The following is a 19,256-nucleotide window of genomic DNA, read 5'->3' on the forward strand; positions in this document are numbered from 1 at the left end:
TGCGAATACCGCGAATACCACCTGCATACCCCCCGAGGGCGACCGGATACCACGTCGTCGCAACGTGGATGGCATGAACACCGCAACGACCACCCTTCGCCTCACCGCCGCTGCCGCATTCGTGGCACTGGCGGGCACGCTCGCCGGGTGCGCGGCCGCCGAGAACGCGGCCGTGTCCGGGCCAGCCGCGGGCAACGCCGCGAACCGGGCTCCCGTTTCGGCCGCCCTCCACCTTGCACTCGCCCGCTCGGCCGCCGACCGTTACGTGAGCGAACTCGAGGTGCGCCACGACCTCGCGACGCGGTCGCTCCACGAGGCCGCCGACCGCTACCTGAACGACCTCCTCGTCCACGCACGCATGGCCGCCGAGGGCGATGCACCCGGCTGGTCCGCCGGAGACTGAACGACCCGAAGGGGGCCGGCGGCGGGCGGCCCCCTTCTCCGTCAACCTTCCGCGTCGACGGCGGCGCTGGCTTCGTCGAGGATCCAAGCGCAGGTGGCGACCTGCGGCTCCTCTCCGAAGTACGCCTTCCACTCGAGTTCGCTGAGCTCGCGACCGACCAGGCGGCACGCTGCCTGGGCGAGCCGCTCGGGTCGGATGTCCCAGATGAGGACGCCGTACTCCGAGTTGGTGGCAATTCGGGTGCCGTCGCGGCTGATGAAGCTCGCCGGGAAGTCCTGCCCGTCCTGAGCGACCACGCGGAGGGGCGTGCCCAGGCGGCGGGCGTCGCCCATGTCGTAGAGCGAGAGACGGTTGTCCCAGTCGTCCATCAGGAGCAGGTCCTCGCTTGCCGTGAGCTGCATGGCCCGGGCGGCGACGCCTGACGTGGGCAACGCCGCGAGCGCCTCGAGCTCGGCGTCGCTGCGCGTCAGGCGTGCCGTGCTCGCACTCAGCAATTCCGCCTCGCCGGTCGCGACGACGGGACCGTCGTCGGCGAGCCCGCGCGCGAGTTCCTCGCCGGTGTAGAGGTCGAACATGGCGGTGAGCATCCGCAGCTCGTCAGGATCGAACCAGTTCACCGCGACGCGGCGTCCATCGCCGAGTTCCGCGACGCTGCCCGACCACTGAGCGAGCTGAACCCCCGGAACGACCATCGGCGACCCGATCGCCTCGCCCGTACCGGGATCCACCGCGGTGACCCGTTCGCCATCGACCACGAACGCCAGCGGGCCATTGCCTCCCGAAAGCGTCGACACGAGCCCGTCCTCGGAGAGCGGAGGCAGGCTCCTCGACTCCTCGGTCAGCACGTCGACGACCGTCGGATCGCCATCCGGATGCCAGGCGAACGCGTGCTGGTCGTCGGCCCACACCAGCGCGTCGTACGACTGGCCGAGGGGACGATCCGCCTCCACGTCCCAGAGTTGCACGCCGCCGACGTTCTCCTCGGGACGCCAGCCCGCCGGCGCCGTGACGACGAGCCGTCCGCCGTCGCCGAACCCGTCGACCACCATTCGGCCCGGCGCGACCCGCGTCGTCACCGATGGAGCCTGATCCAGGCGCCAATGGGCGAGGAACGGGCCCTCACGCTCGGCGATCGTCAGGAACTCGTCGTCATCGAGCAGGTCGAGGCTCCTCGTCCAGTCGGACAGGCTCGGGAACGATCGGCCGGTGGGTTGACCGGTTGCGAGATCGTACTCGAGGATCGTGCCGGGGACGTCCCGGCACAGCAGCGTCCCCGAGGCCGGCGGAACCACGGCATCCAGGCAGGTCGTCGGGTCGACCTCGCGCTGCCAACGCAGTTCGCCGGTCCGTCGGTCGACAAGACCGAGACGTTCCATGCCGGCGGCGAAGATCAGGTCGTCGTCCACTTCCAGGACGACCCACTCGTTCATGGCATCGGGCAACTCGACCCGGTCGATCACCTCGAACGTCGTCGGATCGTGCACGATGATGCTCCCGGGGCCACCGACGAGATACGTGCCGTCGCTCGCGATCGAGACCGTGGTGTAGCGTCCCTCGACCCCCTGGTACTTCTCCGGCGGACCCGGCAGGGGAGTCAGCAGCCGGCCGGTGGCCGTGTCGATGACGATCAACTCGCCGGTGATCGGATGGATCAGGGCGACCCTCGAGCCGTCGGGGGTGATCGCGAACGCGTTGCCCGTTCGTGAGTCCAGTTCGATCGTGTCGACCAGACGGTCTCCGCTGCGCAGGTCGATGAGGTCGATGAAGTTCAGGCAGCACGACTCCGGATCGTCGGGATCGCGGTTCCAGGACGTCTGGACGGCGGCGACCGACCCGTCGGCGCTGACGCGCACGGTACGCGGGAACCAGGTGGACTCCGACTTCACCTCGACGGGGAGTTCGCGGACCTCGCTGCTCGTGTCGATGTCGACGATCGAGACCACCGGCTTCCTCGAGCCCTCGTCCGACGAAACGTCACGTACGAGGATCGCCGTACGAGTGCCCGGAATCGGGGCGCCCACCAGCCTGTCGCCGTGGGCGAACCGGAGCCGCGAGGCCAGGCCGTCGCCGACGGCGACGGTCCCCCAGAGCGCCGAATAGGAACGGGAGTCGTCGGGCCACCGCCGATGGAGTTCCGCCGCGAGCAACGCCGCCACACCCGGGTCGGACTCGCGCAGCGCGAGCGAGGTCGAGGTGAGGGCTTCGATCTGCCGGTCGAGAGCGCTCTGCTCGGCCTCGTCGCTTTTCACGAAGACGAAGGCTGACGCGATGACCGTCACGACCACCAGCGCGGCGGCTGCGATGAGCGCCCAACGCAGCCTCAGGTTCTGCCGACGGTCCCGTCGGGCGCGTTCGGCCTCCATGCGACGCTCGCTCTGGTCGCGGTCGAGCGAAGCGTCGAGAAAATCGCGTTCCACCTCGGTGAGGTCGGGTGAGGATGTCTCGCGCCAGTCGATCGTGGCCTGGAGGCGGCCGCCCCGATACAGTTCATCGTCAGGCCGCCCGTCGGCGTTCCACGTCTCGGCGGCCGCCGCGATCGCGGCCAAGGTACGTGCACTCTCGGCGTCCTCCTCCAGCCAGGAGCGCAGGCGCGGCCAGGCGGTCGCGAGCGATTCATGTGCGACGGCGACGGAGTCCGCCTCCGCGCTGACGAGTCGCGAACCGGCGAGCATCGCCAGCACTTCGTCGCGGGCGGCATCCGCCCGGAGCGGCTTCGCTGCGGCGCGGCGTCGAACCGGACTGCCGTCGGGTGCCAAGGCGACGAGCCGCATCAGCACGGATCGGCAGAGGGCGCGCTGTGTCGCGTCCATCGACTGGTAGAGCCGGTCCGCCGACTGGGCGATGGCGCCGGAGATGCCGCCCGACGCCTCGTACCCCGCGACCGTGAGCGTCGCGCCCTCGCGCCGGAGCCAGGTCTCGACGAGCGCATGAGACATGTGCGGGAGCGCCCCCGGCTCGCCCGCCGCATCCCGCACGATCACCTCGACGAGTCCGGGCTCGAGACGGAGTCCCGCGCGCCGGGCCGGCTCCTCGATCGCGGCCTTGAGCGCATCCGGCCCCATGGGTCCGAGGAGATGCACTCCCTCGGCGACGAGTCGCGCGAGCTCGGGATGTGCCGCGCAGTCGTCCAGGAAGTCCGACCGGACCACGACGACGACGTTCGTGCCTGCCTCGACGGCGTCGACGATCGCAGTCGCGGTCCCGTCGACGTCCGAACGCCCGGCGTGGAAGACCTCCTCGAACTGATCGATGACGATCACGTCAGCTCCGCCCGACGATCCGGCCGCGTCCCGAACGCGGATGTCGACGTCATGTGCGGGCGTGAAGATCGCCACACGGTCGCCGCGCCGTTGCAGGGCCGGAACCACTCCGGCTCGCACGAGCGAGGACTTGCCGCTGCCCGATGCGCCGGAGATCGCGAGGAACGGTGCTCGTGCGAGCCGTGCGAGCGCCGCGGCGATGTCCGCGTCGCGCCCGAAGAAGTCGTCCGCATCCTCGACGCCGAACGGATGTAGCCCGTGATAGGGGCAGGCGGGGCTCACGTCGCCAGGCGCATCGGGCGGCGCGAGCGTGGGATCGTGGCGGAGAATCGCCAACTTGAGCGACTCCAACTCCTCGCCGAGGTCGATGCCGAGCTCATCTCCGAGGCGCTCGCGCGCCGCTCGGATCGCGGCGAGGGCGTCCGCCTGACGCCCGCTCCGGTACAAAACGGTCGCGAGCAGCACCCATCGCGACTCCCTGAGCGGTGACTCGCGAACGAGTCGCTCCGCCTCGGGGATCACCGCGCGATGGTCGCCGAGGCGCAACCGCTCGCCAGCCAGTTCCTCGTCGACATCCGACCGGATCTCGGCGAGCCGATCGGCTTCGGCGGCTCCGGGCGGCCAGCCCGCGAGGTCGGGGTACGGCCTGCCACGCCAGAGCGCGAGCGCGCGCTGGAACCCGTCGACGGCTCGCGCGGGGTCGCCGTCGAGGGCGTGCCCGCGCGCCGCCGTGACCAGCCGCTCGAAGCGCACCGCATCGATCGAGTCCGGATCGATGTCGAGACGATAGCCGCCCGCCTCGGTCCGGATGGCGCGAGTCCCGAGCGTGCGGCGGAGGCGCGTGATCGTCGCCTGCACCTGCTTCGGCCAGGTGGACGCGACCTGCTCGGGCCACAGCGCGTCGGCGAGTTCATCCAGGCTCGCGACTTCGCCCGAACGTGCCACGAGCACCGAGAGGACGATGCGTTCTCTCGGGCTGATCGGCCCTTCGTCGACTTCCACGGGGCCGAGTACCCGGACGCCCATGGCCGCAGTCTTCGCCTCGCGAGGAAGCGATGTCAACGTCCCGGTTCGAGGGGTATACCGGATGTATACCGTTCGCACGTCGAGCGCATACCGCCAGGAGCGACGCTGCGAGCATGAACACCAAGACCGGAACCCGCGCCGCCGCTGCACTCGCCGCTGCCGCGCTCATCGCCTCGCTCGCCGGCTGCGCCGGCACGGCCTCGAAGGTCGACACGTCCTCGAAGGAGCGATCGCTCACCGATGTCGCCGAGCGACAACTCGCATTGCGACCGAGTTCCCGAACGGATGTCGCTGAACGACGTCTCCTGCTCGGTGAGCCCCCGGTGAACGGCGGTGCTTCGGTGACCGCACCGCGCACGCCGGCACCTGCGCTCCCCGACGTCGCCGAGCGACGCCAATGGATGCGCGGCGAACTGAACGAGTCGACTGCGATCCCGGACGTCGCGGAGCGGCGCCTCTGGATCTCGCACTGAACGGACGCGGACGGCGGGGCGGGTGACGTGCCGGTCCCGCCGTCGGTGTCGTCGCCCGTCGAGCGGCGCAGACGACACGTACTCGGCGCGATGGTCAGCCTCCGGCGAAACTGCACGTCGAGCGAGAGGAGCCCCAGATCCGCGAGGGAGGTCAGCCACTCGTCGTGGGTGAGGTCGCGACTGGCTATCCGGCACGCCGGATCCGCATGTGACGATGTCAACGATCGTGGAGCCTGAGCCATACCCATTCCATACCGATCGCGTCACAGCTCCATACCGGCGCGCACGAGCATGCGGTCATGAACACCACGAAGCGCACATGGAAGACCGCCATCGGCATCGCCCTCGCCGCGACGCTGACCACCGGCCTCGGCGCCTGCGCCGGGACCACCACCCCCGGCTTCTCATTCGCCGAGCGCCGCGCGAGCGACATCAGCCACGAGGTGGAGCGTGCCCAGAACCGGGTCGAGGCGTTCGCGCCGCGGGCCGAGTATCGCGACCAGGCCGAGCGCCGTCTCGACCTCGACCTCGCCGGCCGTTGACACCCGCACGCACCAGCGCTGAGCGCGTCATCCGGATCGCTAGTCTGGTGGCATGAGCCGCCAACCTGACGACGAGGATGACGCGCTCCGCTGGGAAGGCGACGACGACGGGTCGCTCGCGCCGGGCTGGAAGAAGGTCGGGACGCCTGTACCGCTCGCCTCGGCAGGCGCGACGGATGCCGCGACGTCCAGCTCGCCCGATGACGCGGTCGACGACACCGCCGACGAAGACGGCGCGCCCGCCCAGCCCGGCTCGGCTGAGCTCGTGCTGCTCGGCGTGTTCGGAGGCGTGTACCTCCTCTACACGCTCGGCTGGATCCTGAGCGTGCTGCGCGTGCAGAACACCGCCTCGGATCCGCTCGGCCAATTCATGTTCGCGCTCGGACTCTGGCTCGCCGTGCTCGCGCCGGCGCTGTGGTTCGGGGTGACCTTCGCCCTGACGCGCGGCCGCACCCGAGCTCGCATCGTCTGGCTCCTGATCGGCGCCATCGTGCTGCTGCCCATCGCGTTCGTGGCGGGGGTGACCGCGTGAGCACCGGCGACGAGGTCACCGCGACCGCCCCCGCACGCCGCACGCCGTTCTGGCTCGAGCTGACGCTCGCCATCGCGTTCGGCCTGTTCTTCGCGTACGACGCCTGGGAGGCGGTCGGCAACCTCATCGGCATGACGCAGGTCGCCTCGGCGCTCGAGACCTCGATCAACGGCGTCGGATGGCTCGTCCTCATCGCCGCCGCGGTCCTCCCCGTCGTGCTCTTCGCCGCCGCGTTCCTGCTCGGCCGCCGACGGACAGCGCCCGTCCAGGCAGCCCTGTACCTCTGCGGACTCGCGGTCTCGGCGGCGCTCTACCTCGACATCCTGCTCATGTTCGGCCCCGGCGCGCTGCTCGCCTGAGCGCAGCGAGACCCACGCCGTGCTCGTCTGCGCGCGTCACACGATTCGGGAGCGGCGCCACCGCTGAAGTAGGCTGGCCGCGTCATCCGCGCCCCCGACGTCGTCGGCGCGACGTTTCCGCGGTGCGATCGCGCCGCAGCTTCCAATCGCAGTGAGGACCCGTCCGTTGAGCAAGCCGGTCGTGCTGATCGCCGAAGAACTCTCGCCCGCCACCGTCGACGCCCTCGGGCCCGATTTCGAGGTCCGCAACGTCGACGGCACCGACCGCTCGGCGCTGCTCGCCGCGCTCGCCGACGCGAACGCCATCCTCGTGCGCTCGGCGACGAAGGTCGACGCCGAGGCGATCGCAGCCGCGCCGAAGCTCAAGGTCATCGCGCGTGCCGGCGTGGGCCTCGACAACGTCGACATCAAGGCCGCGACGACGGCCGGCGTCATGGTCGTGAACGCGCCGACGTCGAACATCATCTCGGCGGCCGAGCTCACGGTCGGCCACATCCTCAGCCTGGCCCGCCACATCCCGGCCGCGCACGCAGCGCTCGCGCAAGGGGAGTGGAAGCGCTCCGCCTACACGGGCGTCGAGCTCTACGAGAAGACGGTGGGCATCATCGGCCTCGGTCGGATCGGCGCACTCATCGCCGCCCGTCTGCAGGCGTTCGGCGTCGAGGTCATCGCCTACGACCCCTACATCACCGCCGCCCGGGCGCAGCAGCTGGGCGTGCAGACGGTCACGCTCGACGACCTGCTCGAGCGCAGCGACTTCATCACCATCCACATGCCGAAGACCCCCGAGACGACCGGCATGATCAGCACCGAACAGCTGGCCAAGATGAAGCCGACCGCCTTCATCGTCAACGTCGCGCGCGGCGGCCTCATCGACGAGGACGCGCTCCACGACGCGCTGGCCGCGAAGACCATCGCCGGCGCCGGCCTCGACGTCTTCGTGCAGGAGCCGCCGAAGGAGTCGCCGCTGCTCGCGCTGCCCAACGTGATCGTCACGCCGCACCTCGGCGCGTCGACCGACGAGGCGCAGGAGAAGGCCGGCATCTCGGTCGCGAAGTCGGTGCGCCTCGCGCTCGCCGGCGAGCTCGTGCCCGATGCGGTCAACGTCGCCGGCGGCGTCATCGACCCGTACGTGCGTCCCGGCATCCCGCTCGTCGAGAAGCTCGGTCAGCTCTTCGCCGGCCTCGCGCAGGGTCCGCTCGAGAGCCTCGACGTCGAGGTGCACGGCGAACTCGTCGACTACGACGTGAGCGTCCTCAAGCTCGCCGCGCTCAAGGGCCTCTTCACGAACGTCGTGAGCGAGACGGTCTCGTACGTCAACGCGCCCCTGCTCGCCGAGCAGCGCGGCGTCGCGGTCCGCCTCATCACCGACGCCGAGAGCCCCGAGTACCGCAACGTGATCACGTTGCGCGGCGCCCTCGCGGACGGCACGCAGGTGTCGGTCTCGGGCACGCTCACCGGTCCGAAGCAGATCGAGAAGCTCGTGGGCATCAACGGCTACGAGATCGAGGTGCCGATCGCCGACCACCACATCGTCATGATCTACACCGATCGCCCCGGCATCGTCGCGGTCTACGGCGGCGAGTTCGGCGAGGCCGGCATCAACATCGCCGGCATGCAGATCGCCCGTCGCGAGGCCGGCGGTCAGGCGCTGTCGGTGCTCACCGTGGACTCGCCGGTCCCGGCCGAGGTGCTCGAGCGCGTGCGCACGGCGATCGACGCCGCCGTGTTCGTCGAGGTCGACATCACGGAGTCGTAGCCAGCCGCTCGAGCAGCGCCACGAGCGCATCGAGTTGCGCCGGCGGTGGCGCGTCGACCCCGAGCTCGGGGTCCTGGCCGTGCAGCGCCGAGTCGTAGTAGAGCCCGTCGCCGATCAGCGTGATCGCGAGGGCGACCGTCGGGTCGGCGACGTGTCGTCGCACGGCCTCGAGCCAGCGCTGGCGCACCGACCGTATCGTCTGCGCGGCGGATTCGTGTCCGGCCTGCGCCAGCCTGGTCGCGGCGACCCCGGCGCGGTCGAGCGGCCCCCCGACCGTGACGGACGAACGCACGTAGTACGCGACGGGCCCTTCAGGAGCGAGCTCCAGCACGGTGATGTCCTCGTCGACGAGGCGTGAGAACCGCTCGAGGACGCCCTCGACGAGCGCCTCCCGATTCGCGAAGTGGTAGAGCAGGCCGCCCTTCGAGACGCCGGCAGCCTTCGCGGTCGCGTCGAGGGTCGCCGCGCGTTCGCCGGCTTCGATGAGGATGCCCTCGAACGCGTCGAGGACGGCGTCGCGGGCAGCAGGAGGGCGGCTCATGGCTCCGATCGTAGCGACCGGCGGCCTCAGTGGGATCTGATACTCTACCGTCCAGACGGTATAGTTATAGGAACCCGATCATGAACCACGAGACGAACACGACCGCCCTTGCAACCCCGGATGTCGCGGCATCCGCCATCACGCACGCCGACCCCGGCCGAACCGCGGCGGGCGGGTCGCGCCGTCGCTGGCTCGCGCTCGCCGTGCTCATGCTTCCCGTGATGCTCGTCTCGGTCGACAACACGGTCCTCAGCTTCGCGCTGCCCGAGATCGCACGCGATCTCGGCCCGACCGCCGCCCAGCAGCTCTGGATCATCGACGCGTACCCGCTCGTGCTCGCGGCGCTGCTCGTCGCGATGGGAAGCGCCGGCGATCGCTTCGGCCGCCGGCGCATGCTGCTCATCGGCTCGGTGGGCTTCGCACTGGTCTCGATCGCGGCCGCCTTCGCGCCGACCGCCGAGACGCTGATCGCCTCGCGTGCGGCGCTCGGCTTCTTCGGCGCCATGCTCATGCCCTCGACGCTCTCGCTGCTCCGCTCGGTCTTCGTCGACCGCGAGCAGCGACGCGTCGCGATCGCGATCTGGGCGTCGGGGTTCGCGGCCGGCAGCGCGCTCGGCCCGATCGTGGGCGGCGTGCTCCTCGAGCACTTCGCGTGGGGCTCGGTCTTCCTGCTCGCGGTCCCCGTGCTCGTCCCGTTGCTCGTGCTGCTGCCCCTGCTCATCCCCGAGAGCCGCGACCCCGCGCCGGGGCGGATCGACGTGCCCAGCATCCTCCTCTCGCTTACCGCGATGGGCGGCACGGTCTACGGCATCAAGCACCTCGCCACCGAGGGCATCGACCCGATCGGACTTGCCGCCGTCGTCGTCGGCCCGGCGCTCGGGGTCGTGTTCGTCCGCCGGCAGCTGCGAGCCGAGACGCCGATGCTCGACATGCGCCTCTTCCGCACCGGCTCGTTCGGCGGCGGCGTGCTGGTGAACCTGCTCAGCGTCATCGCGCTGGTCGGATTCCTCTTCTTCGTGTCACAGCACCTGCAGCTCATCGCGGGGCTCTCGCCGGTCGAGGCCGGGCTCGCGCTGACCCCCGGGCTGGCGATGATGATCATCGCCGGGCTCTCGGTCGTTCCGCTGGCCCGGCGCATCCGGCCGCGCGTGCTGGTGCCGGCGGCACTCGTGATCTCGGCGGGCGGCTACCTGGTCGTCGCGCTCGCCGCGGAGACGGGCGTCGGATGGCTCATCGCCGCGTTCGTGCTGCTCGGCCTCGGCATCGGCGTTGCCGAGACGGTCTCGAACGAGCTCATCCTCTCGAGCGCTCCACCGGCCAAGGCGGGAGCGGCGTCCGCAGTGTCCGAGACGGCCTACGAGCTCGGCGCGGTGCTCGGCACGGCGCTGCTCGGGAGCATCGTGGCGGCCTGGTACCGATCGGCCATCGAGCTGCCGTCGTCGCTGACGACGGCCGAAGCGGATGCCGCGCGCGAGACGCTCGCTGGCGCGGTCACCGTCGCCGAGTCGCTCTCCCCGGCCGATGCCGCGGCGCTCGCGACCTCGGCCGCACACGCATTCGACGGCGGAGTGGTCGTGACGGCGTTCATCGGCGTCGCCCTCATGGTCGCCGCGGCGATCGTCGCGGCGACCACGCTGAACGAGCCGAAGCGCGCCGCCTCGGAGTGAGGGGCGCCCTTCGGGGCCGGTCGATCGACCGGGTCAGTACGTCGTGCCGTCGTCCGTCTGGGACGTCTCGTTGCGCGTGACCCGCGAGCCCGTGGCCGGGTCGACGGTCGTTCGCGAGGTGGAGACCGCGCTGCGACGGCGTACGAGCAGGATGATGCCCAGGATGATCACCACGGCGCCGGCGGCCATCAGGATGTAGCCGACCATCTGCAGGTTGATCCAGTCCACTGCCACGTTGAGCGCGAACGCGAACACGGCGCCGATGGCGAAGAGGACGATTCCGAGACCGAGACTCATGACGGTGCCTTTCACTCGGGCGGCGGGGAGCGCCGCGATCGGCGGCTGGCGATCACCCGCCACCTGAGGCCGAGTGTAGTGAGCGAGCCTCCGGGCGGACAGTACGCTGGGAGGGCTGGCGGACGAAGGAGTGTTCATGGTACAGACGGTCAGGCTCGCGGTGATCCCGGGCGACGGGATTGGTCCCGAGGTGGTCGGCGAGGCGCTCAAGGCGCTCGACGCCGCCACGAGCGGAGCCGACGTCGAGTTCGAGCGCACGCAGTTCTCGCTCGGCGCCGCCCGCTTCCTCGACACCGGCGACGTGCTGACCGACGACGACCTCGACGCCATCAAGGGCCACGACGCGATCCTGCTCGGCGCGGTCGGCGGCGTGCCGGGCGACCCGCGGCTCGCGGGCGCGAACATCGAGCGCGGCCTGCTCCTGAGGTTGCGGTTCGAACTCGACCACTACGTCAACCTGCGCCCGAGCGTGCTGTACTCCGGCGTCGTGAGCCCGCTCGCCGACCCCGGCGACGTCGACTTCGTCGTGGTCCGCGAGGGCACCGAGGGACCGTACGTCGGCAACGGCGGCGCCATCCGCGTCGGCACGCCCGCCGAGGTCGCGAACGAGGTCTCGGTCAACACCGCCTACGGCGTCGAGCGCGTCGTGCGCTATGCGTTCGCCGCGGCATCCGCCCGCGCGAAGAAGAAGCTGACGCTCGTGCACAAGACCAACGTGCTCGTGTTCGCCGGCTCCCTCTGGAAGCGCACGGTCGACGCCGTGGCATCCGAGTACCCGGATGTCGCGGTCGACTACCTGCACGTCGACGCCGCGACCATCTTCCTCGTCACGGATCCTGCTAGATTCGACGTCATCGTCACGGACAACCTCTTCGGCGACATCCTCACGGACCTGGCCGGCGCGATCAGCGGCGGCATCGGCCTCGCGGCCTCGGGCAACATCAACCCCGACGGCCGGTTCCCGAGCATGTTCGAGCCGGTGCACGGTTCCGCGCCCGACATCGCCGGGAAGGGCATCGCCGACCCGACCGCCGCGATCCTCTCGGTCGCCCTGCTGCTCGACCACCTCGGTCACGGCGGGCCCGCCGAGCAGGTGCGCCAGGCGGTCGCCGCCGACATCGCCGACCGTGGCGACGCGCGGCGCTCGACCTCCGAGATCGGCGACGCGATCGCCGCACGCATCGGCGCCCCCGTGGGCGCCCACTGACTTCCGCTCCCGAAGGAGGAACACCTTGACCACCTCGAACCTCACCCTCAAGTCGCCCTCGGCCGCCGGTCTCGTCTGGCAGGTCACGCGCAACGACGCCGCCAAGTCGGCCGCCGAGCGCGAGGCGGTCCTCGCCGATCCCGGCTTCGGCAACCACTTCACCGACCACATGGTCGACATCTGCTGGTCCGAGAAAGGCGGATGGCACCGTCCGCGCGTCTCCCCGTACGGGCCGATCCAGCTCGACCCGGCGGCGGCGGTGCTGCACTACGGGCAGGAGATCTTCGAGGGCCTCAAGGCGTACCGGCACGCCGACGGCTCCATCCGCACGTTCCGCCCGTACGAGAACGCGGCGCGCATGCAGCGCTCGGCGCGGCGGATGGCGCTGCCGGAGCTGCCCGTCGAGTACTTCATCGACTCGCTCAAGCAGCTCATCGCGGTCGACGCCGACTGGGTGCCGAGCGCCCCCGAGACGAGCCTGTACCTGCGTCCGTTCATGTACGCCAAGGAGGCGTTCCTGGGAGTGCGCCCGGCCAAGAAGGTCGCGTACTACCTCATCGCGAGCCCGGCGGCCGCGTACTTCCCGGGCGGTGTGCAGCCCGTGAACATCTGGCTGTCGACGCACTACGCGCGCGCCGGCAAGGGCGGCACGGGTGCGGCGAAGACGGGCGGCAACTACGCCTCCAGCCTGCTGCCGCAGGCCGAGGCGTATGAGAAGGGCTGCCAGCAGGTGCTCTTCCTCGACGAGGGCAAGTACCTCGAGGAGCTCGGCGGCATGAACGTCGTGCTGGTCAAGAAGGACGGCACGCTCGTCACGCCCGAGTCCGACTCGATCCTCGAGGGCATCACGCGCGACTCGATCCTGCGCCTGGCGGCCGACCGAGGCCACCAGGTCGAGCAGCGCCGCGTCACGCTCGACGAGTGGCGCGAGGGCGCGGCCTCCGGCGACATCGTCGGTGCGTTCGCGTGCGGCACCGCGGCGGTGGTCGTGCCGATCGGCCGACTGCTCGCCGAGGACTTCGAGATCGTGCACTCGGGCGCGCGAGCGGAAGAGCTGGCGCTCTCGCTGCGCGAGGAGCTGACCGGCATCCAGTACGGCCGCGTCGAGGACCGGCACGGCTGGATGGTGCGCCTGGACGCGTGAACGCGTCGAGCAACGGCGTCGCGGTCTCGGCGCGCATCCGCGCGTTCGAGGCCGCCGACACCGAGCCCGTCGTCGCACTCTGGCGGGCGGCGGGGCTCGTCGTGCCGTGGAACGACCCGTACCGCGATATCGAGCGGAAGTCGACGGTGCAGCCCGAGCTCTTCCTCGTCGCCGAGGCGGCGGGTGCCGTCGTGGGCACGGCCATGGTCGGCTACGACGGTCACCGCGGCTGGGTGAACTACCTCGCGGTCGACGCCACGCGGCGCGGCTCCGGGCTGGGCCGACAGCTCATGGCCGAGGCCGAGCGACTGCTCGTCGAGCGCGGCTGTCCGAAGCTCAACCTGCAGGTCCGATCGACGAACACCAGCGTGATCGAGTGGTACCGCACGCTCGGGTACGAGCCCGACGGGGCGGTGTCGCTCGGCAAGCGGCTCATCCCCGACGTCGCCGGGCCGATCGACGCCGCCACGTAGGCTGGCGGCATGAAGGTCGCGCGCTTCGCCCACGGTGAGTCCATCTCGTTCGGCATCGTCGACGAGGAGGAGCACGAGCTCGTCGTGCTGAAGTCCGATCCGCTCTTCGCGGGGTACGATCCGACCGGCGAGCGGGTGCCGCTCGGCGAGGCGCGACTGCTCGCGCCCGTGATCCCGCGGTCGAAGGTCGTCGCGGTCGGCAAGAACTACCGCGAGCATGCCGAGGAGATGGGCGGCGAGGCGCCGACCGAGCCCCTGCTGTTCCTCAAGCCCAATACGTCGGTGATCGGTCCGGGCGACGCGATCGTCCTGCCGCCCGAGAGCGCGCAGGTCGAGCACGAGGGCGAGCTGGCGGTCGTGATCGGACGCGTGGCGCGCCGCGTGAGCGAGGCCGACGCGGCATCCGTGATCTTCGGCTACACCATCGCGAACGACGTGACGGCACGCGACCTGCAGCGGCGCGACGGCCAGTGGACGCGTGCGAAGGGATTCGACACGTTCTGCCCGCTGGGCCCGGTGATCTCGACCGAGATCGACCTCGAGCGCGGCGTCATCGAGACCGCGGTGAACGGCGAGCGACGCCAGCGCGGCAGCTTCGCCGACATGGTGCACTCGGTGTCGACGATCGTCGCGTACGCCTCGAACGTGTTCACCCTGCTGCCCGGGGACGTGATCCTCACGGGCACGCCGGCAGGCGTCGGGCCGATCGAGGACGGCGATCGAGTCGAGGTCACCGTTTCGGGGCTGGGGACGCTCGCGAACCCCGTGCGCGTGCCGGCGTAGCGGACGCCCGGCAGGACGGCTCAGGCCCCGGGTGCGCCCAGACCTGCGGAGATGAGGTCGGCCAGTTCGGGCAGTCCGGCGGGCTCCTCGCGCGGATCGGACCCCCGGTCGGCGGTCGCGGATGGCGCGGCGGCCGTGATGATCGCGACCCATGCCGCGGCGGCGGTGCGCAGGCGACGTGCGGCGATCGGATGGATCACGCTCGCGCCGAGCACGCGTTCGACGATGTTCTGCAGCTGCCGGCGGTAGTCGCCGAGCCTCGCGCGCACCTCGGGATGCGTGCGCTCCTCCCGCCAGACGATGACGCGTCGCACCTCGGACGCCTCCTGGAGTTCGTGGAGTCGGCGCGTGACGTTGAGCAGGGTGCGGGCCGGATCGCCCGGCGCCACGAGGTCGGTCGTGTCGATCGGATCGAGGTCGAGGCGCTCGGTCACGAGCGCGCGGAGTAGATCGGTCTTGCTGGGGAAGTAGTAGAAGAGCAGGCCCTTCGGAACGCTCGCGAGGTCGGCGATCGCGGCCGTGGGCGTCGCGTCGAAGCCGCGCTCCGCGAAGAGGCGCTCGGCCGCATCGAGGATGCGCGTCCGCGTCTGCGGGTTGCGGGTCATGGGGCCTCCCGAGCGAGCGACGAGGGCGCCGGTCGCATCCGCCGCCCCCGCTGCTCGTGCCGTGTCAGTGCGGGATCGCCTGGTCGTGCATGTGCATCGCCGGCCTGATGGCCAGCGCCGCGACGATCGCCGCGACGGCGCCGCCGATCCACGAGATCCACGCGGTGGTCCCCATCTCGGAGGCGTAGCCGCCGATCCATGGGGCGATGAAGAGCAGTACGCCGAGGCCGAGCTGCACGTATTCGGTGGCGACCAGGCCGGGCATCGCGAGGTTCACGAGGCCGGAGGCGACCAGCAGGACGCCGAGCACGAGCATCCAGACCATCGAGGCGCCTTCGCGCTCCAGGAAGATTCCGGACAGGGCGACGACGGCGCCCACGCCGACGGCGACCCAGTCCTCCCAACGCGTCCATTTCCGCATTCGAACTCACCCTCCTTCGACAGGTGGCGACTCCCGATCCGGGGGTCCATTTGCGACGCTATTCCCGACTGACCGCCCGGTCAAGATCCGACCGGACGATCGGCGCGATCAGCGGCCGAGCGCGCGGGCGGCGAGGTCGACGTCGTCGAGGTCGTTCCACAGGTGGAACGCCACGCGCGCCCGTCCGGCACGTCCGGACGCCGTGATGCCCGCCGCGGTCAGGCGCGCGAGGTCGGTTCCGTCGGCGTCGGCCCACGTCACGATCGCGCTCGGCGCCGAGGGGAGGTCGAGGCGCTCGCGGAACGCGGCGGCGAGTGCCAGGTCATGCTCGCGGACCGCCGACATGTCGAGGCTCGCGGCGAGTCCGAGCGCAGCCTCGGCGCCGGCCCACGCGTGCCACGCGGGCGAGACGTCGAACCGGCGCGCGCCCGCGGCGAGGTGCAGATCGGGCCCGTAGCACGACGCCCACGGATCCTCGCCGGAGTACCAGCCGGCGGTGAGCGGGACGAGCTCGTCGAGCGCCCGGTCGCTCACCGACATGAACGCAGCGCCACGCGGCGCCGACAGCCACTTGTAGGCGTGGCACACGATCAGGTCGGCGTCCAGGCCGTCCGTCGGCATCCAGCCCGTGGCCTGCGTGGTGTCGATCAGCACCAGGGCACCGACCGACCGGGCGGCGGCGATGACGGATGTCGCATCCGCGAGCTCGCCCGTGGCCGACTGCACGAGCGAGAACGCGACCAACCACGTGCGAGGTCCGATCGCGTCGGCGAGTCGGTCGATCGGGGCGTGCCGCACGCTGAGGTCGCCGCGCGCGAGGAAGGGGGCGACCACCGAGCTGAAGTCGCCGTCGACGCACACGATCTCGGCGCCCGAGGGTGCCGAGGCCGCGGCGAGGGAGACGAACGGTGAGATCTGCGAGCCGACCGCGACGCGATCGGGCGATGCGCCCAGCAGTGTCGCCGCGTGGCCGCGGGCGCGTTTCACGACTCCGGTGTACTCCGCAGCGGACGCCGACCCCGAGGACCAGCGCGCGAGGTCGTGCTCGAGCGCCTCGACGGTCGCCGCGGCGGGGATGCCGAGCGTGCACGCGGCGAGATAGCCGCGGCCGGCGGCGAAGCGCAGTTCCGGCAGGGCACGCGAAGCGGTTCGAGCGGTGGATGGGGTCTCGGTTCGCATGTGGACCAGCCTGCGCCGCGACATCCGATTCGTCGAGACCTGCCTCTGGATCGATTGCATAAGCAGGGCTTATCGTTGGGTCATGCCCGCCGCCGCAGACCCGATCCATCCCGGCGCCGCCGATCTCGACGCAATGAGCCTGATCGTGCTCCGAGCGGTGGCCGACCACGGCACCATCACCGCAGCCGCCGCCGCGCTCGGCTTCAGCCAGCCCGCCCTGAGCCAGCAGATGCGCCGCGCCGAGGCGCGCGCCGGCATGGCGCTCGTCGAGCGCACGGGGCGCGGCATCCGCCTGACCGCGGCCGGCCGGCTGCTCGCGAGGCACGGCACGACGATCGCCACCACGCTCGAAGCCGCGCGCGGCGAGCTCGCGGAGCTCCGCGGACTCCGGTCCGGCCGCGTGCGGCTGATGGCGTTCCCCTCGGCGTCGCCGACGGTCGTCCCGGAGTTCATGGCCGAGATGGCCGCGCAGCACCCGGGCGTGCAGGTGAGCTTCGTCGAGGCCGAGCCGCCCGAGGCGGTGCGAGCGGTGCGCGAGGATCGTGCCGACCTCGCGCTCACCTTCAGCTATCCCGGCGACCGCAGCGACCCGCACCGCGAGAGCGCCCGCGGACTCGAGGTCGGCGCGATCGGCGTCGACCCGATGCACGTCGTGCTGCCGGCCGACCATCCGCTCGCCGCGCGCGACGCCGTCGACCTCGCCGACCTCGCGGGGGAGCGGTGGATCGCCGGCTGTCCCCGGTGCCGCGGCCACCTGCTCGAGCTGTGCGACGTCGCCGGCTTCGAGCCGACCATCGCGGTGGAGACCGACAACTTCGTCGCCGTCGAGGAGCTCGTCGCGAGCGGTTTGGGCGTCGCGGTGCTGCCCGGACTCGCGGTGGAGTCGGCGGGTGCCCGGCCCGGAGTCGCGGTGCGCGCCACCGTCAACGACGACCGGCGCACCCTGCACCTCGTCGCGGCCAGGGGCGGCACAGGGATACCGGCCGTGGCGGTCGCCGCCGACCTCCTCACCCGTCTGGTGGGCCGTCGGACCGCGCGATCCGCGGGCCGTAACATTGACGGCGATGCCTGATACGACCGACCTCACGACCACCGCGACCGGCAGCGACATCCGCGTGCGCTTCTGCCCGTCGCCCACCGGCACCCCGCACGTCGGCCTGGTGCGCACGGCCCTCTTCAACTGGGCGTACGCGCGCCACACCGGTGGCACGTTCGTGTTCCGCATCGAGGACACCGATGCGGCGCGCGACACCGAGGAGAGCTACGAGCAGATCATCGACGCGCTCACCTGGCTCGGCCTCGAGTGGGACGAGGGCATCGGCGTCGGTGGGCCGCACGCACCGTACCGGCAGTCGCAGCGCCTCGACATCTACCGCGACGTCGTCGAGCGGTTGAAGGCGGCCGGGCACGTGTACGAGAGCTACTCCACGGCCGACGAGATCGACGCGCGCAACGAGGCGGCGGGCCGCCCGAAGCAGTTCGGGTACGACAACTTCGATCGCGACCTCACCGACGAGCAGCGGGCGGCGTACCGGGCCGAGGGACGCGAGCCCGCGCTGCGGCTGCTGGTGCCCGACGACCTCGACCTCGGCTTCGACGATCTCGTGCGCGGGCCGATCGACTTCCCGGCCGGATCGACCACCGACTTCGTCGTCGTGCGCCCGAACGGCGCGCCGCTGTACACGCTGGTGAATCCCGTCGACGACGCGCTCATGGGCATCACGCACGCCCTCCGCGGCGAGGACCTTCTCTCGTCGACCGCGCGGCAGATCGCCCTCTACCACGCGCTCATCGACGTCGGCGTGGCGAGCTCCATCCCGCGGTTCGGCCACCTGCCGTACGTGATGGGCGAGGGGAACAAGAAGCTCTCGAAGCGCGATCCCGAGTCGAACCTCTTCCACCACCGTGACCGCGGCTTCATCCCCGAGGGCCTGGTGAACTACCTCTCGCTCCTCGGCTGGGGCTTCTCGGCCGACCGCGACGTGTTCAGCCGCGACGAGCTCGTGGCGAAGTTCGACGTCGCCGACGTCAACCCCAACCCCGCCCGTTTCGACCTGAAGAAGGCCGAGGCGATCAACGGCGACCACCTGCGCCGGCTGGATGTCGCGGACTTCGCCGCACGCACGGTGCCGTACCTGCAGTCGGCCGGCGTCGTCGATTCGCCCCTCACCCCGAGCCAGGAGGCGATCCTCGCCGAGGCCGCACCGCTCGTGCAGGAGCGCATCGCCCTGCTCGGCGAGGCACCTGGCATGCTGGGCTTCCTGTTCACGGATGCCGCGACCCTCGAGTACGACGAGGCGGCCGTCGGGTCGCTTCCGGCCGACGCTCCCGCGGTGCTCGCGGCCGCGCGCGAGGCGCTCGAGCGGCTCCCGGGCGAGTCGTGGACGACCGACGAGATCGAGGAGGCGCTGCGCGACGCGATCGTCGACGGACTCGGCCTGAAGCCCCGTGTCGCCTTCGGCCCGATCCGCGTCGCGATCTCCGGACGACGCGTCTCGCCGCCGCTCTTCGAGTCGATGCAGATCCTCGGCCGCGTCGACTCGCTCGAGCGGATCGACCGCCTCGCGGCGCTCATCGGCTGACGC

General features: G+C 71.1%; 19 protein-coding genes. 13 read left to right on the top strand and 6 right to left on the bottom strand.

Annotated features, from left to right (window positions below; all coding sequences use genetic code 11):
- Positions 1–73 precede the first annotated feature (73 nt).
- A complete protein-coding gene (locus tag BLT99_RS03860) occupies positions 74–403 on the top strand; it encodes a hypothetical protein (RefSeq protein ID WP_092669455.1) in 330 nt (109 codons plus the stop codon).
- A gap of 41 nt (positions 404–444) precedes the next feature.
- Here BLT99_RS03860 and BLT99_RS03865 read toward each other — a convergent pair whose 3' ends face one another.
- The gene (locus BLT99_RS03865) at positions 445–4,689 is read right to left on the bottom strand and encodes an nSTAND1 domain-containing NTPase (RefSeq protein ID WP_092669456.1); all 4,245 of its coding nucleotides are present in this window, start codon (positions 4,687–4,689) and stop codon (positions 445–447) included.
- Between the two features lie 113 nt (positions 4,690–4,802).
- Here BLT99_RS03865 and BLT99_RS03870 point away from each other — a divergent pair, with 113 nt between their 5' ends.
- The 5 genes from BLT99_RS03870 (at position 4,803) to serA (ending at position 8,354) form a co-directional block, all read left to right on the top strand.
- Positions 4,803–5,162, top strand: a complete 360-nt coding sequence (locus tag BLT99_RS03870) for a hypothetical protein (RefSeq protein WP_092669457.1) — start codon at positions 4,803–4,805, stop codon at positions 5,160–5,162.
- Between the two features lie 299 nt (positions 5,163–5,461).
- Positions 5,462–5,704, top strand: a complete 243-nt coding sequence (locus BLT99_RS03875) for a hypothetical protein (protein ID WP_092669458.1) — start codon at positions 5,462–5,464, stop codon at positions 5,702–5,704.
- A gap of 52 nt (positions 5,705–5,756) precedes the next feature.
- A complete protein-coding gene (locus BLT99_RS03880) occupies positions 5,757–6,236 on the top strand; it encodes an Asp23/Gls24 family envelope stress response protein (protein WP_092669459.1) in 480 nt (159 codons plus the stop codon).
- The gene (locus BLT99_RS03885; RefSeq protein WP_092669462.1) at positions 6,233–6,595 is read left to right on the top strand and encodes a hypothetical protein; all 363 of its coding nucleotides are present in this window, start codon (positions 6,233–6,235) and stop codon (positions 6,593–6,595) included. The genes BLT99_RS03880 and BLT99_RS03885 overlap by 4 nt, the downstream gene beginning before the upstream one ends.
- Positions 6,596–6,761: 166 nt before the next feature.
- Entirely contained in the window at positions 6,762–8,354 is a 1,593-nt protein-coding gene (gene serA / locus BLT99_RS03890; RefSeq protein ID WP_092669463.1) for a phosphoglycerate dehydrogenase, read from the top strand.
- On the opposite strand, the gene BLT99_RS18160 is transcribed toward serA, so the two are convergent.
- Positions 8,341–8,895: a TetR/AcrR family transcriptional regulator gene (locus tag BLT99_RS18160; protein ID WP_092669464.1), complete on the bottom strand. Its 555-nt coding sequence runs from the start codon at positions 8,893–8,895 to the stop codon at positions 8,341–8,343. The two genes, serA and BLT99_RS18160, sit on opposite strands and share 14 nt — an antisense overlap.
- Before the next feature lie 80 nt (positions 8,896–8,975).
- Between BLT99_RS18160 and BLT99_RS03900 the strand changes: the two genes are divergently transcribed.
- Positions 8,976–10,562, top strand: a complete 1,587-nt coding sequence (locus BLT99_RS03900; RefSeq protein WP_092669465.1) for an MFS transporter — start codon at positions 8,976–8,978, stop codon at positions 10,560–10,562.
- A gap of 33 nt (positions 10,563–10,595) precedes the next feature.
- On the opposite strand, the gene BLT99_RS03905 is transcribed toward BLT99_RS03900, so the two are convergent.
- On the bottom strand, positions 10,596–10,859 hold the full coding sequence (locus BLT99_RS03905) for a DUF6458 family protein (RefSeq protein WP_092675577.1): 264 nt from the start codon (positions 10,857–10,859) through the stop codon (positions 10,596–10,598).
- Positions 10,860–10,995: 136 nt separating this feature from the next.
- Between BLT99_RS03905 and BLT99_RS03910 the strand changes: the two genes are divergently transcribed.
- From BLT99_RS03910 to BLT99_RS03925, 4 genes are read left to right on the top strand one after another with little or no spacing between them, the layout of a single operon-like run.
- A complete protein-coding gene (locus tag BLT99_RS03910) occupies positions 10,996–12,066 on the top strand; it encodes a 3-isopropylmalate dehydrogenase (RefSeq protein ID WP_092669466.1) in 1,071 nt (356 codons plus the stop codon).
- Between the two features lie 25 nt (positions 12,067–12,091).
- Complete coding sequence (locus BLT99_RS03915) at positions 12,092–13,210, top strand: branched-chain amino acid aminotransferase (protein ID WP_092669467.1); 1,119 nt, start codon at positions 12,092–12,094, stop codon at positions 13,208–13,210.
- Entirely contained in the window at positions 13,207–13,683 is a 477-nt protein-coding gene (locus tag BLT99_RS03920; protein WP_092669469.1) for a GNAT family acetyltransferase, read from the top strand. Before BLT99_RS03915 ends, BLT99_RS03920 begins: the two co-directional genes overlap by 4 nt.
- Before the next feature lie 9 nt (positions 13,684–13,692).
- The gene (locus BLT99_RS03925) at positions 13,693–14,466 is read left to right on the top strand and encodes a fumarylacetoacetate hydrolase family protein (RefSeq protein ID WP_092669470.1); all 774 of its coding nucleotides are present in this window, start codon (positions 13,693–13,695) and stop codon (positions 14,464–14,466) included.
- A 20-nt stretch (positions 14,467–14,486) separates the two neighbouring features.
- Here the strand turns inward: BLT99_RS03925 and BLT99_RS03930 are convergent, their stop codons facing one another.
- The 3 genes from BLT99_RS03930 to BLT99_RS03940 form a co-directional block, all read right to left on the bottom strand.
- Positions 14,487–15,071 carry a TetR/AcrR family transcriptional regulator gene (locus BLT99_RS03930; protein WP_092669471.1) on the bottom strand — a complete coding sequence of 195 codons (585 nt, stop codon included), beginning with the start codon at positions 15,069–15,071 and terminating at the stop codon, positions 14,487–14,489.
- A gap of 64 nt (positions 15,072–15,135) precedes the next feature.
- The gene (locus BLT99_RS03935; RefSeq protein ID WP_092669478.1) at positions 15,136–15,492 is read right to left on the bottom strand and encodes an SPW repeat domain-containing protein; all 357 of its coding nucleotides are present in this window, start codon (positions 15,490–15,492) and stop codon (positions 15,136–15,138) included.
- 108 nt (positions 15,493–15,600) lie between these two features.
- Positions 15,601–16,671 carry an aminotransferase class V-fold PLP-dependent enzyme gene (locus BLT99_RS03940; protein ID WP_092675580.1) on the bottom strand — a complete coding sequence of 357 codons (1,071 nt, stop codon included), beginning with the start codon at positions 16,669–16,671 and terminating at the stop codon, positions 15,601–15,603.
- A gap of 82 nt (positions 16,672–16,753) precedes the next feature.
- Between BLT99_RS03940 and BLT99_RS03945 the strand changes: the two genes are divergently transcribed.
- Together BLT99_RS03945 and gltX are read left to right on the top strand one after the other, a co-directional pair.
- Entirely contained in the window at positions 16,754–17,743 is a 990-nt protein-coding gene (locus BLT99_RS03945) for a LysR family transcriptional regulator (RefSeq protein ID WP_092669480.1), read from the top strand.
- Positions 17,736–19,253, top strand: coding sequence for a glutamate--tRNA ligase (gene gltX / locus BLT99_RS03950; protein WP_092669482.1), 1,518 nt, complete (start codon positions 17,736–17,738; stop codon positions 19,251–19,253). Before BLT99_RS03945 ends, gltX begins: the two co-directional genes overlap by 8 nt.
- Positions 19,254–19,256: the final 3 nt, after the last annotated feature.

This window comes from Agromyces flavus, from assembly GCF_900104685.1.
GTDB lineage: Bacteria > Actinomycetota > Actinomycetes > Actinomycetales > Microbacteriaceae > Agromyces > Agromyces flavus.